At 68.0% G+C, this 13,567-nt stretch carries 12 protein-coding genes; 5 read left to right on the top strand and 7 right to left on the bottom strand.

Annotated features, from left to right (window positions below; all coding sequences use genetic code 11):
- Positions 1 to 280 precede the first annotated feature (280 nt).
- Positions 281 to 1,291: a LacI family DNA-binding transcriptional regulator gene (locus JWP54_RS08240; RefSeq protein ID WP_297370157.1), complete on the top strand. Its 1,011-nt coding sequence runs from the start codon at positions 281 to 283 to the stop codon at positions 1,289 to 1,291.
- Positions 1,292 to 1,380: 89 nt separating this feature from the next.
- Positions 1,381 to 2,298, top strand: coding sequence for a DNA-3-methyladenine glycosylase 2 family protein (locus JWP54_RS08235; protein ID WP_297370155.1), 918 nt, complete (start codon positions 1,381 to 1,383; stop codon positions 2,296 to 2,298).
- Position 2,299: 1 nt separating this feature from the next.
- On the opposite strand, the gene JWP54_RS08230 is transcribed toward JWP54_RS08235, so the two are convergent.
- The 7 genes from JWP54_RS08230 to rplJ form a co-directional block, all read right to left on the bottom strand.
- Entirely contained in the window at positions 2,300 to 3,229 is a 930-nt protein-coding gene (locus tag JWP54_RS08230; protein WP_297370153.1) for a carbohydrate ABC transporter permease, read from the bottom strand.
- Positions 3,226 to 4,599 (bottom strand): ABC transporter permease subunit, encoded by a 1,374-nt coding sequence (locus tag JWP54_RS08225; protein ID WP_297370148.1) that lies wholly within the window; start codon positions 4,597 to 4,599, stop codon positions 3,226 to 3,228. The genes JWP54_RS08230 and JWP54_RS08225 overlap by 4 nt, the downstream gene beginning before the upstream one ends.
- Before the next feature lie 29 nt (positions 4,600 to 4,628).
- The gene (locus JWP54_RS08220) at positions 4,629 to 5,942 is read right to left on the bottom strand and encodes an ABC transporter substrate-binding protein (protein ID WP_297370145.1); all 1,314 of its coding nucleotides are present in this window, start codon (positions 5,940 to 5,942) and stop codon (positions 4,629 to 4,631) included.
- A 167-nt stretch (positions 5,943 to 6,109) separates the two neighbouring features.
- Complete coding sequence (locus JWP54_RS08215) at positions 6,110 to 7,381, bottom strand: MFS transporter (RefSeq protein WP_297370142.1); 1,272 nt, start codon at positions 7,379 to 7,381, stop codon at positions 6,110 to 6,112.
- Complete coding sequence (locus JWP54_RS08210) at positions 7,378 to 7,875, bottom strand: MarR family transcriptional regulator (protein WP_297370139.1); 498 nt, start codon at positions 7,873 to 7,875, stop codon at positions 7,378 to 7,380. The genes JWP54_RS08215 and JWP54_RS08210 overlap by 4 nt, the downstream gene beginning before the upstream one ends.
- Positions 7,876 to 8,115: 240 nt before the next feature.
- Positions 8,116 to 8,499: a 50S ribosomal protein L7/L12 gene (gene rplL / locus JWP54_RS08205; protein ID WP_297370136.1), complete on the bottom strand. Its 384-nt coding sequence runs from the start codon at positions 8,497 to 8,499 to the stop codon at positions 8,116 to 8,118.
- Between the two features lie 51 nt (positions 8,500 to 8,550).
- The gene (rplJ, locus tag JWP54_RS08200) at positions 8,551 to 9,066 is read right to left on the bottom strand and encodes a 50S ribosomal protein L10 (protein ID WP_297370133.1); all 516 of its coding nucleotides are present in this window, start codon (positions 9,064 to 9,066) and stop codon (positions 8,551 to 8,553) included.
- Positions 9,067 to 9,441: 375 nt separating this feature from the next.
- Between rplJ and JWP54_RS08195 the strand changes: the two genes are divergently transcribed.
- From JWP54_RS08195 to JWP54_RS08185, 3 genes are all read left to right on the top strand, one after another.
- Entirely contained in the window at positions 9,442 to 11,154 is a 1,713-nt protein-coding gene (locus tag JWP54_RS08195) for an MDR family MFS transporter (RefSeq protein WP_297370243.1), read from the top strand.
- Between the two features lie 10 nt (positions 11,155 to 11,164).
- Complete coding sequence (locus JWP54_RS08190) at positions 11,165 to 11,626, top strand: MarR family winged helix-turn-helix transcriptional regulator (protein ID WP_297370131.1); 462 nt, start codon at positions 11,165 to 11,167, stop codon at positions 11,624 to 11,626.
- An 89-nt stretch (positions 11,627 to 11,715) separates the two neighbouring features.
- Complete coding sequence (locus JWP54_RS08185) at positions 11,716 to 13,566, top strand: glycoside hydrolase family 2 protein (RefSeq protein ID WP_297370128.1); 1,851 nt, start codon at positions 11,716 to 11,718, stop codon at positions 13,564 to 13,566.
- Position 13,567 lies beyond the last annotated feature (1 nt).

Below are 13,567 nucleotides of genomic sequence, written 5' to 3'. Positions count from 1 at the left end.
GTGGCCGTTCGCGGTGTGCCGCTGCGGCCGGAAATGTGATGCTGGTGCTCATGGTGACGGTGCTGGAAACGGTTGCATAAGGAACCGGTTCCACAGCACAAATTACGGCACAGAACCGTTCGCCACAACCCTGAATGATCACAGATTGACAAAAATCGCGCTCTCACGCACTGCGTTCTTCGACGAGGTCACGCTCAGGTCCCAATTTCGGGAACCGGTTCCACTCCGGAAGTAGGCAGCGCTAGGGTGTCTTCAGCGGTTCCAAGGACGGGAGGCTGGCATGAGCGCGATTGCGGATGTCGCACGCCTTGCCGGCGTGGCGAAGGCCACGGCGTCCCGCGCCCTCAGCGGCCGCGGCTATGTCTCCGAGGAAACCCGGCGCAGGGTCGTCGAAGCGGCGGCCCGGATCGGCTACGTCGCCTCCCCCAACGCGGCCAGCCTGGTCACCGGGCGCACCCAGAGTGTCGGCGTCATCATCCCCTTCATCAGTCGGTGGTTCTTTGCGGAGGTTCTCGAAAGCCTCGAGCAGGCGCTGCTCGCCCAGGGCTATGACATGACCCTGTACAACCTGCCAGCGGTCTCCGATGAGCGGGAACGCATTTTCGACTTCTTCCTGGCCCGCAAGCGGTTCGACGGCGTCATCTCGGTCGGTGTCGAGCTCACCGACGCCGAGGTCGACCTGCTGCACCGCCTGGGCCGACCCCTGGTCGGCATCGGCGGCGACATCCCCGGCGCGCGCACCATCGCCATCGACGACGTCGGCGCCGCGCGGCTGGCCACCGAGCACCTGCTGAGCCTGGGCCACACCGACATCCGCCACATCGGCGGCGACCAGGCCGACCAGATGGACTTCGCCGTGCACACCCAGCGCCTCACCGGCTTCAACCGCGCCATGCAGGCGGCCGGACTGCCCATCGACGGCTGCTTCACCCCGTGCGCGTTCACGATCCCCGGCGGCTACGAGGCCGGCCTGGCTCTCTTCGGAGATCCGCGGCGCCGGCCGACGGCGGTGTTCGCGGCGAGCGACGAGATCGCCATCGGCCTGATCATCGCGGCGCGGGACCTCGGCATCCAGGTGCCGAGCGAGCTGTCGGTGATCGGCATCGACGGGCATCCGTACGCCGAGATGTTCCGGCTCACCACCATTGAACAGCACCCGAGGAACCAGGCCCGGATGGCGGTGGAATCCCTGCTGGCCGCGCTGGCGCCCGATGCGGACCCGGCCATGCTTGGCTTGAGGCGCGCACCGACCAACCTGGTCATGCGCTCCAGCACCAGCGCGCCCCGGTAGCCCAGGCCGCGTTGCCCCGGCCGCCGTGACCAGCGCCGGGCACGAACCCGGCCAGCGAGCGCGCTCCTTCCCGGGTTAACCTCTAGGGCATGATTTCCGTTCCCGCCGCGGCTGCCACCCGTTACACGCCGCGACACGCCCTCGACCTGGCGGCCACGATGGCTCCGCACCGCCGCGGCGTCGGCGACCCTACTTTCCGCGTCGACGCCACCGGCCTCTGGCGCGTTCAGGTCACGCCGCTGGGGCCGGTGACCCTGCTGCTGCGGCAAGTGGTCGACGGCAGCGTCGACGCACAGGCCTGGGGGCCGGGAGCCGCGTGGGCCATCGAGCAGGTTCCGGCGCTGCTGGGCCGGCACGATGACTGGTCCGGGCTCGACCTCGGCGCGCACCCCGCCCTGGCGGAGGTGCGCCGTCGCGCGCCCGGCGTTCGGCTGGGCAGCTCCGGTCTGGTCTTCGAGTCGCTGCTCCCGGCCGTCCTCGAGCAGAAGGTCACCATCCTGGAGGCGCACCGCGCCTGGTACCGGTTGATCCGCCGCCATGGTGAGAGCCCGCCGGGACCGGCGCCGGAAGGGATGCTGGTGCCGCCCGGCCCCGAGCGCTGGCGGCTGGTGCCGTCGTGGGGGTGGCACCGGGCCGGCGTCGACCCCCGCCGCTCCCGCACCGCCGTCACGGTGGCCGCCGTCGCCACCTCCCTCGACCGCCCGGTCGACGTGGCCGTGACCGCGCGCCGGCTGCAGTCGCTACCGGGCGTGGGCCGTTGGACTGCCGCCGAGGTGACCCAGCGTTCGCACGGCGACCCGGATTCGGTGAGCGTGGGCGACTATCACCTGGCCGCGCAGGTGGGCTGGGCACTCACCGGATCCCCCGTCGACGACGACGGCATGCTCGAACTGCTCGAGCCCTTCCTCGGCCATCGCCACCGCGTGGTGCGCCTCATCCTGGGCAGCGGCTACCGCGCCCCACGCCGGGGCCCCCGGATGACCATCCAGGATCACCGCTTCCACTGACTCAGCGCTGGGAGCCGGCGAGCAGCGCGGTGACGAAGTAGCGCTGGAAGGCGAAGAACACGATCAGCGGGATGATCATCGACAGGAACGCGCCACTGGAGAGCACGTCGATGTTGGCGCCGAACTGCCGGAGCTGGCCCTGGATGGCGACGGTCACCGGTTGCGAGGACGCGTTGGTGAAGATCAGCGCGATCAGCAGGTCGTTCCACACCCAGAGGAACTGGAAGATCCCCAGTGACGCCACCGCCGGCATGCCCAGCGGCAAGACGATGCGGGAGAAGATCCGCCAGTCGCTGGCCCCGTCCAGGCGGGCGGCTTCCATGAGCTCGCCGGGGATCTGGGTGAAGAAGTTGCGCAGCAGGAAGATCGCGAACGGCAGCCCGAAAGCGGTGTGGAAGATGACGACGCCCGCGATCGAACCGAACAACCCCAGGGTGCCGAACAGGCGGGCGATCGGGATCAGCGCCACCTGCACCGGGACGGCCAGGAGCACGATGACACCGACCAGCAACCAGTCCCGACCCGGGAATTCGACCCACGCGAACGCGTAGCCTGCGAGCGCGCCGATCACGATCACCAGCACCGTCGTGGGGATGGCGATGGCGATCGTGTTCACGAAGGAGCCCACGAACTGCGGATTGCCCAGCAGTTCCGCGTAATTGTCGAAGGTGAGTTGGGCCGGCCGGGTGAACACGGTCCACCAGCCGGACTGGCTGTTGTCGGTGCTGTCGCGCAGCGACGCGATGAACAGGCCGACCGTGGGCACCAGCCAGAAGATGGCCACCAGGGCAAGGACGAGATTGATGACGCTGCTGCCGAGGAAGTCCAGGACCTTCCCGGCGGCGCTGCGCTTGGGCTTGACCAGAGTGAGCTTCGCGGAGGTCGTCGCACTACCGCTGAGGTCGACATCCGCGACGGTATTGGTGGTCATCGTTCCCGGTCCATTCTGAAGCGGCGCACGTTGATGATCATGAAGGGCAGCACCAAAATCAACAGCAGCACGGCGAGGGCCGAACCGAGGCCCTGGTCGTTGCCGCCGCCGAAGGACACCGTCCACATCTGCACCGCGATCACCGTGGCATCCGGCAACGACGACGGTGGTGGAATGACGTAGACCAGGTCGAAGATCTTCAGCACGTTCACGATCAGCGTCACGAACACCACGATCAGCACCGGGGACAGCAACGGAGCCGTGATCCGGCGGAAGACCTGCCACTCGTTGGCGCCGTCCATGCGGGCCGCTTCCTGCAGTGACCGGTCCATGGCCGAGAGGCCGGAGGCGATCATGACCATGGCGAACCCGGCCCAGATCCAGATGTAGCTCAGGATCACGACCGCCGTCACCAGGGCGGGGCCCAGCCAGGACACCCCGGCGTAAGAGGCCGAGAAGTTCGTGGCCGGCAGGGAGAGCGTCAGGTCTTCGGCCGGCAGGCCGGTCAGGGTGTAGGTGCCGTCGGCGGCAGTGCGCGCCGTGGCCACGACCTCGCCGGACGAGTCGAGGGCGGTCACGGTGACATCGGGCAGGCCGACCTTGTCGTCGCCGATCTCACCGGGCGTTCCGCCGCCACCGCGGATGAAGTCGAGCCAGACGGTGCCGCTGATGGCATCGCCGGCAGGGTCATCCGCTGCCACCGCCGATGCCGCGGTCCCGGGGATGTTCGACTCGTTGATCCCGATCAGCGGGAAGTCCGCCACCGAGCCGGCCTGCACGGTCCCGTCGGTCTGAATAGCCCCGTCCGCTTCCGCCAGACCGGCGTCCTCCCGCGGCCGGGCGTTCGGGTAAGCGGAGCTGCCGCCGAAGATGTCGTGCACCCCGACGAGCGCCGCGTTGACCACCCCGAGGTTGGGGTTCTCCTGGAAGGTGGTACGGAAGATGACCCCGGCGGCGACCATGGAGATGGCCATCGGCATGAAAACGATCAGCTTGAAGGCGATCCCCCACTTGATCCGGTCCATCAGCACCGCGAAGATCAGGCCCAGGATGGTGACCGTGACCGGCACCACCAGGACCCAGATCACATTGTTGCGGATGGCGACGAAGGTGGCCGGGTCGGTGAACATCGTGATGTAGTTGCCGAGGCCGAGGAAGTTGCTGCCGGCCGCGTCGAACAGGGACCGGTAGATCGAGTAGATCACCGGGTAGACGACCAGCACACCGAGCAGCACCAGTGCGGGGGCGAGGAAGGCCAGCGCGATGAACAGCCGCCGACCGCCGGCCGCCTTCTGGTGGCGACCGCCGGTGCCGCCGGCCGTCGCCGCCGACTTCGGCGTGGCCGGCGGGTTTCCCACCGCGGTGGTCATCGGTCTCCCCTGCCCTGGACTCGGTCGTCCTAGCCGAACGCGGCGGCCGCGGACTCTTCGAGCTTCTGTTGCGTGCCGGCGATGTCGGTGGGGTTGTTGAAGAAGTCGATCAGGATCTGCCACTCTCCGGTGCCCTTGGTGCCGCCGAACGCGCTCGGCGCCAGGTCGGACATGTCGAACCTGAATGTTTCGGCCGAGACCAGGGACTCAGCGATCTGCCGGCTGGTTTCGTCCGGGTAGGATCCCATATCCACGTTCTTGTTCGGCGAGGTGAAGCCGCCCTCCTGCACCCAGATGGTGGCTGCCTCGGGCGTCGCCAGGTACTGCATCAGCGCCGCTGCGCCCTCGTTGTCGGTGAGCTGCACCGCCACATTGCCGCCGCCGACCACCGAAGGCTCCGAGTCGTTCACCGACGGGAAGTCGTAGAACTTCGCCGTCTCGCCGACGACGGCGGCGGTGTCGCTGGAGATGTTGCCGGCTACGAAGTCGCCCTCGAAGACCGTGCCGGCGGCAGGCGGATCGCCGAAGACCGCGATCACCGAGTCACCGAAGGTGCGTTGGGCGGTGCCGGGCTGGATGAGCGTCGTGTTGCCCCACAGCGTGCCGAGTTCGGTCAGCGCGTCGGCGACGGACGGGTCGGTCCAGGGGATTTCGTGGGTGGAGAGCTGGTCGTACTTCTCACCGCCAGCGGTGCGCAGGTAGACGTTCTCGAACCAGTCCGTCATCGGCCAGCCGGCGTCGGCGCCGATGGAGAGGCCGTACACGCCGGAGTCCGAGATGATCCCGAGTTGGTCATTGAAGTCCTCCCAGGTTTCCGGCACCTCGGCACCGGCGGTGTCGTACACCTCGGTGTTGTACCAGACGGTGGACTTGTTGGCGGCCTTGAACCACACGCCGTAGAGACTGCCGTCGGCGCTGCCGAGGTCGACCCAGTCCTGCGAGTAGTTCGCCTTCACCTCGTCCTGGGTGGCCGAGTCCAGTTCGACGAGGTTGCCGTCCGCGGCCAGCGATTGCAGGAGCCCGGGCTGCGGAATAACCGCCACGTCGGGCGGGTCGCCGCCCTCGACCTTGGTGTTGAGGGTCGTGGCGACGTCGGTGCCGTAACTGGTGTAGTTGACTTTGGCACCGGTGTCGTCCGAGAACTTCTTGAGCACTTTCTCGAAGTTCGTCTGCTCGGCGCCGGACCAGTCGGACGCCACGTTGAGCGTCACGCCGTCCAACTCGCCGGACGCCGGCGAGTCGGTGCCGGTGTCAGAACCACTCGTGCATCCGGCCAGCACCAGCGCGGCCGTTCCGCCGATGGCGACGGTGGCGAGCAGGCGGCGGGGTCGTTGGGATCTCATCATTCCTCCTGGGGTGTGGAGACGTGGCTGTGGAGATCAAAGGGCCGAGTCCTCGTCACCGAGGAATCGGTTCCGCAGGGAAAGATACGCCCGGCCATCCCCTTTTTCAACCTCGGCCGCCCCGCCGCGCGCGCGCGAAGGCGAGCCGCGACTCGCTGGGCCGCAGTTCAGCTGTCGCCGGCCCCGATTGCCTCCGCCTCGTCGAGGGCGTTTTCCACCCCGCCGTCGGCCCGGACCAGGTGGCGCCGGCCGAGCACGATGAGCAGCACTGCCACGAGCACGGATGCCGCGGCCGCATAGAACGGTGTCGCCGAGGTGAACTGGTCCGCCAGCAGCGTCGCGGCCGGCGGCGCGATGGCCCCGCCGAGGAACCGTACCCCGGAGTACGAGGACGAGGCGACGCTGCGCGGCAGGTCGGTGGCCTCCATCACACTCTCGGTGAGCACGGTGTTGAGCACTCCGAGCAGCAGTCCGCCCACGATCACGCAGACCACCAGACCGACCGCGGTGCCGATGAACAGGCCGGCCGCGGCCAGGTCGAGGGCGAGCAGGGGCAGCACCAGCCAGAGTACCCCGCTGCGCCGCATCCGCCGGGTGAGCAGCGGGGCCACCCAGACCGACGTGACCGCCAGCGAGATGCCCCAGCCGAAGAACACCAGGCCCAGGCTGACCGCGCTGCCCAGCCCCAGCGGCACCAGGGCGAACGGCGTGTAGGCCAGAAGCACGAAAAAGCCGATGTTGTAGAACAGGGCGGCGGCAGCGAGGATGCCCAGGCCCGGCCGGGCCAGCGCCCGGAACGGGGCGGAGAGGCGGGTGGGCGCCGGCTTGGGGCCATCCGTCTTGAGCAGCACCACGATGGCGATGAACCCGACGGCCATCAGGGTGGCGCTGCCGAAGAACGGTCCGCGCCAGCTGATGCTGCCGAGCAGCCCGCCCAGCAGTGGCCCGATCGCGATGCCGAGGCCGAGCGCGGCCTCGTAGAGGATGATCGCCGAGGAGGTGCCGCCCGCGGCGGCGCCCACGATGGTGGCCAGCGCGGTGGAGATGAACAGGGCGTTGCCCGGTCCCCAGCCGGCGCGGAAGCCGATGATCGACTCGACGTCCTGCGAGAGCCCGGCGGCGAGGGCGAAGACCACGATCAGGGCCAGGCCGATCAACAGGGTGCGCTTGGCACCGATCCGGCTGGAGAGCCAGCTGGTGAAGAACATCGCGAGGCCGGTGACGAGCAGGTAGCTCGTGAAGAGCATTTCGGTCTCGGTGGGGGTCGCGGCCAGGTCCGCGGCGATGGCCGGCAGGATCGGGTCGACGAGGCCGATGCCCATGAACGCGATCACGCAGGCGAAGGCGACGGCCCACACGGCTCTGGGCTGGTACAGGATGCTCGGCCGGGCCGCGGCAGTGCCGGCGGTGGCGGTCGGCGAGGCGGTGGCGCGGCTCATCGGGCGGCCACCGCGGTGTCGGCGGCCCGGTATCCGGCGGCGGCGCTCGGCGGCGGCGCATCCTGTCGCTCGGTCGCTTCGACCCGGTCGCGCAGGATGGCGACGGCGCGCTCGAGCGTGTCGACGTCGGCGGCGGAAAGGTCGGCGAAGTACGGCAGCAGGGCGGCGGCCAGCTCCGTGCGCCAGGCGATCAGCGCGGCCGTGCCGGCGTCGGTGATGCTGGTGCGGCTGACCCGGGCGTCGGCCGGGTCGCCGGTGCGTTCGATCCAGCCGCGGGCGGCGAGGCCGCCGACGAGCTTGGTCGCCGTCGGCTGCGAGACGCGACTCAGGTCGGCCAGCTCGCCGAGGCGGATGGGACCGCTGGTGAGCAGTACGCTCAGCGTGCGCCACACGGCGGGTGATTCGCTGCCCTGCGCCGCGCGGGCGGCCACGCGGGTCAGACGGTGGTTGACGGAGACCAGGTCCCCAAGGATGTCAGTGAGTTCTGCGGGCATCCACCCACTATATACATAGTCAAGCTATATATCTAGTCTGCCAACCGGGTTCCAAGGATAAAGCGACGAGATAAGGACGGAATTGGACGCAGGGTCCATATTTCCGGCCGTTGTCCTTGTCAACGTTCGTCGGCGGGGTTAACTGCAGCGGGCGCCGCACCCCGGAGGGTGCGACGCCCGTCGCTAGTGAGTCGGCTTGCGCCGTTACACCGGAAGCAACTGCCCCTTGCGGGGATGCGACTACTTGAGGGTGACGGTGGCGCCAGCGGCCTCGAGGGAAGCCTTTGCCTTGTCGGCAGCTTCCTTCGCAACGCCTTCGAGGACGGCCTTCGGCGCGCCATCGACAACGGCCTTGGCCTCGCCGAGGCCCAGGCTGGTGAGCTCGCGCACAACCTTGATGACCTGGATCTTCTTGTCGCCGACGGCGTCAAGGATGACGTCGAATGCGGACTGCTCTTCGACCTCTTCGGCTGCGGCGGCGGGGCCAGCGGCTCCGGCGACGGCGACGGGTGCAGCCGCGGTGACCTCGAAGGTCTCCTCGAATGCCTTGACGAACTCGGAGAGCTCGATGAGGGTGAGGCCCTTGAACTGCTCGAGCAGCTCTTCAGTGGAAAGCTTTGCCATGATTTTTCTCCTATTAGTTTCTTAGTTACTCACCGCGGTACAGGCAGATGCCTAGTTCGCGGACTCCTGCTTTTCACGCAGCGCTTCGATGGTGCGAACAGCCTTCGACAGCGGTGCGTTGAACAGATATGCGGCTCCGAACAGCGAGGCCTTGAAGGCGCCGGCAAGCTTGCCGAGCAGAACTTCACGGGACTCGAGGTCGGCGAGCTTGCCTACCTCTGCGGCGGTCAGGGGGTTACCGTCGAAGTAACCACCCTTGACAACCAGGAGAGGGTTTGCCTTGGTAAAGGCACGCAGCTTCTTCGCGACGGCGACAGGGTCACCGTGTACGAAAGCGATTGCGGACGGGCCAACGAGCTCCTCGTCAAAAGACGTGATGCCGGCGTTGTTGGCCGCAATCTTGGTGAGCGTGTTCTTTACCACGGCGTACGTGGCGTCTTCACTGATGGATGTGCGCAGCTCCTTGAGCTTTGCGACAGTGAGTCCGCGGTACTCGGTGAGCAGAACGGCGGTCGAGCTCTGGAATCTCTCCTGCAGCTCGGCGACCGTTGCTTCCTTGTTCGCCATGGCGCTCCTCTAAATATTCATGTGCCGGTAGCCCGGGGCGCAGACATGAAAAAAGCCCCAGCGCAAGCGCCGGAGCTGAGGCCAGTTGGACTGGCTAACTTCGAACACCTGCGCGGGCCGTTCACGTGAATGAACCTTCGATCGCTTTTCCATTTCTGGGCAGCGACAACCGGCGGTCTTTGGCTGTTGTCCACCCTAGGGGATCCACCGCCCCCGGCGCAAATCGACCACGGGCACCGGCAGCCTGAAAACTAGTTGACAAAAGTCCACTATGTATTCATAGTTGACCTCTGTCAATCATCTAGCTGGAGAGTCATGTCACGCCGATCCCGCACCACCACTTCCCCGAGCCGGGCCATCACGGCCGACGGCTCCATGACGCAACGCCAGGTGCTCGAAGCCCTCTCCGGCCTCCTCCTGGGCATGTTCGTCTCAATCCTCGCCGGCACCGTGGTGAGTACCTCTCTGCCGATCATCATCTCCGACCTCAAGGGCGACCAGTCCGCGTACACCTGGGTCATCACCGCCACCCTGCTGGCCACCACGGTCTCCACGCCCATCTGGGGCAAGTTCGCCGACCTCTTCAACCGCAAGCTGCTCATCCAGCTCGCCCTGGCCACCTTCGTGATCGGCTCGGCCCTGGCCGGTTTCTCCCAGGACACCGGCACCCTCATCGGTTTCCGAGTGCTGCAGGGCCTCGGTGCCGGCGGACTCGCCGCGCTCAGCCAGATCATCATGGCCGACATCATCAGCCCCCGCGACCGCGGCAAGTACGCCGGCCTGTTCGGCGGCGTCATGGCCCTCGGCACCGTCGGCGGCCCGCTGCTCGGCGGCGTGGTGACGGATGCTTTCGGCTGGCGCTGGAACTTCTTCATCGCCCTGCCCGTGGCCATCGTCGCCATCGTGCTCCTGCAGCGCACCCTGCACCTGCCGCCGCGCGTTAAGCGCGTCGTGAAGATCGACTACCTCGGCGCCGTCCTCATCGCCGGTGGCGTTTCGCTGCTGATGATCTGGGTCACCCTGGCCGGCAGCCAGTTCGAGTGGGCCTCCGTCGAGTCCATCGTCATGGTCGCGGCGTCCGCGCTGCTGCTCATCGCCGCCGTGATCGTGGAATTCAAGGTCGCCGAGCCGATCATCCCGCTGACCCTGTTCAAGAACCGCACCTTCACCCTGGCCACCGTCGCCAGCATTTCGGTGGGCGTATCGATGTTCGGCACCTCTGTGTTCCTCAGCCAGTACATGCAGCTGGCCCGGGGTGCGACACCCACCCAGTCCGGCCTGCTGACCATCCCGATGATGGGTGGCCTGCTCATCTCCTCCACCCTGTTCGGTACCGTGATCAGCCGCACCGGCAAGTGGAAGTCGATCATGGTCTCCGGCAGCGTCCTCGTCATCGGCGGCCTGCTCCTGCTGGGTACCCTGCAGTACGACACCAACCTGATCCTGGTCGGCATCTACATGTTCGTCCTCGGCGCCGGCCTGGGCATGGTCATGCAGAACCTCGTCCTCGTGGTGCAGAACTCGATCGAGGTGACCAACCTCGGTGTCGCCACCAGCGCCGTCACCTTTTTCCGCAGCCTCGGCGGCACCGTCGGTGTCTCGGTACTCGGCTCTGTGCTCGGCACCGTCGTCGCCCAGCACATCAAGGACGGCATCGCCGGGCTGAACCCGGCCGATCAGGCCGTGGCGATCAAAACCCTCGGCTCCGGCGTGATCCCTCACGTCAGCAGCCTGCCGCACACCATCCAGGTAGTCGTCGAGTCCGCCTACGGTTCCGGCGTGGGCACCGTGTTCCTGCTCGGTGTACCGCTGGCCGTGATCAGCCTGGTGATGGTCGCTCTGATGCCCAACGCGTCGCTCGGCACCCAGACGGCGATCGACCTGACCCGCGCCAAGGCGGCCCGCGAGGCCGCCGGCAACCAGGAGCCCACCGACCAGCGCGAGCTCGAAAACGCCGAAGACATGCTGATCGAGGTGGGCGCGGCATCCGCCGGACTTGCCCCGGTCGGCCTGGCTCGCCCCACCGGCTCGATCCGGGTGATCCGGGACACCGAGAACCCGTCGGAATCCCCGAGCACGAATCGCTAGTGTGATGGTCATGAGCGAGAACGTCGACCTGCCGCCGGCCGCCGACGCCACCGAGGCGCTGGCCGAGGTCGAAGAGCAGATGATGGAACTGGCGGCACACGTGCGCGGCGCCATCCGCGAGGCGGCGACGAGCATCGACCCGGCCCTGCAGCCCTTCGGCCTCAAGATCCTGCGGATGCTGCGCCGGTGCGGGCCGACCCACGCCAGCGCTCTGGCCGAGTCGATGGACGTGGACCGCAGCGTGATCAGCCGCCAGGCGCGACTGCTCGAGGAGCTCGGCCTGCTCGAACTCGCCGCGGACCCGGCCGACGGGCGGGCCCGGTTCCTCGCGGCAACTCCGCTGGCGATCGAGAAGATGTCGGCAGCGCCCGGCGGCGACAAAAGCTTCATCCACGCCCGCCTCGCCGGCTGGCCCGAAGCCGACCTGCATGAATTCGCGCAGCTGCTCAAACGGCTGAACTCGTCGACATAAGGAAATAGTGGGCTTTCAAGGACGCGGTTGCCGAAAGCATCCCGATAACCTCACTATTTCCTTATTCGCCGGCGGGCATGATGGAGGGCATGAGCATCAGCGCAGAGGCCCTCTCGAGTGATTTCCGTGCCAGCCGACACGGCGGCGACTACCCGCGTCCGCAGCTCGTGCGGCGGGACTGGCACGAGCTGGGCGGCGCGTGGGGGTTCGAGTTCGACGACAACGACGAGGGCGAGGCCGGCCGCTGGCATGCCGACCCCCGGTTCACCCGCACCATCCGCGTGCCGTTCCCGTTCGAGTCGTCGGACTCCGGCATTCACGACACCGGGTTCCACGCCGTCATCTGGTACTCGCGCCAGTTCGGTGCCGACGAGCTCAGTCAGGCGGGATTCGGAGCAGGGGCGCCCGCGCCCAAGCGCCTGCATCTCCGATTCGGCGCCGTCGACTACCGTGCCCGGGTGTGGGTGGATGGCAGCTTCGTCGGCGAACACGAGGGCGGCCAGACCCCATTCTCGTTCGACATCACGGATGTCCTCGACCTCACAGCCACCGAGCACACCGTGGTGGTGCGCGCTGAAGACGATCCGCTGGACGCCGCGCAGCCGCGCGGCAAACAAGATTGGCAGCTCGACCCGCATGTCATCTGGTACCACCGCACCAGCGGCATCTGGCAGCCGGTCTGGTTGGAAGCCACGGCCGCGACAGCCGTGACGGTGCTGCACTGGACTCCGGACCTGGTGGCCGGCACCGTGCGGGTGCGGGTGGATCTGACCCGCCGCCCGCCGGCTGGCAGCACCCTGTCGTACGCGCTCAGCTACGAGGGGACCCCCGTCGCCGCCGCCAGCCACACGATCGCCGAGGCCACCGCCACCGCCGTCATCACCCTGGCCGGGCAGGCCAACGGCCAGGCCCTCGAGGACCTGCTCTGGAGCCCGGAGCACCCGCGACTGCTCGACGCCACGGTGACCCTCTCGATCGGCGGTCACCTCCTGGACGAGGTGCAGTCCTACCTGGGGCTGCGCTCAACTGCCGTCGGCGGGAGCGCCTTCCTCCTCAACGACCGCCCCTACTACCTGCGCTCGGTGCTGCAGCAGGGCTACTGGCCCACCTCGCACCTGGCCAGCCCCAGCGCCGATGCGCTCCGCCGCGACGTCGAGCTGATCAAGGAACTCGGTTTCAACGCCGCCCGCGTGCACCAGAAGATCGAGGATCCGCGGTTCCTCTACTGGGCCGACCGGCTGGGCCTGCTGATCTGGGGCGAGGCTCCCGGCGCGTTCGCCTTCAGCCCGGCGGCCGTGCGGCGCACGACCGCGGAGTGGACGGCAGCGCTCGAACGCGACCACTCGCATCCGTCGATCGTCACCTGGGTGCCCATCAACGAGAGCTGGGGCGTGCCGCACCTCGCCCACGACCCGGCGCAGGCGGCGTTCGCCCGGGCACTGGCCGACCTCACCCGGGCGCTGGACCCGTCCCGCCCGGTCGTCTCCAACGACGGGTGGGAGCACGTGGACTCGGATATCGTGACGGTGCACGACTACGACGCCGACGGTGACACCCTCGGCGCGCGCTACCGCGACCATGCGGCGGTGGCCCGGCTGCTGGCCGGAACCGGCCCGGCGGGGCGCCGGTTGCTGTTGCCCGACCAGGACCCGGCGGGCCGGCCCGTGATGCTCACGGAGTTCGGCGGCATCTCGTTCCCCGGCGAAGACGCGGACGCCGGCTCGTGGGGGTACTCCAGCGCCACCTCGACGGATGACTTCCTGGCCCGCCTCGCCACGGTGGTGGACGCTGCCCGCGGCAGCGGGGTGCTGGCGGGCTTCTGCTACACCCAGCTGACCGACACCTTGCAGGAGACCAACGGGTTGGTCGACGAGAACCGCACGGCCAAGGCTCCGATCGACCGTCTCCGGGCGATCATCACCGGGGACCGCCCGGACTGAG

The sequence above is a fragment of the Cryobacterium sp. genome, assembly GCF_025463825.1.
Lineage (GTDB): Bacteria > Actinomycetota > Actinomycetes > Actinomycetales > Microbacteriaceae > Cryobacterium.
The sequence above is the reverse complement of the archived record's forward strand: the minus strand, read 5'-3'. Positions and strand labels throughout refer to the sequence as shown.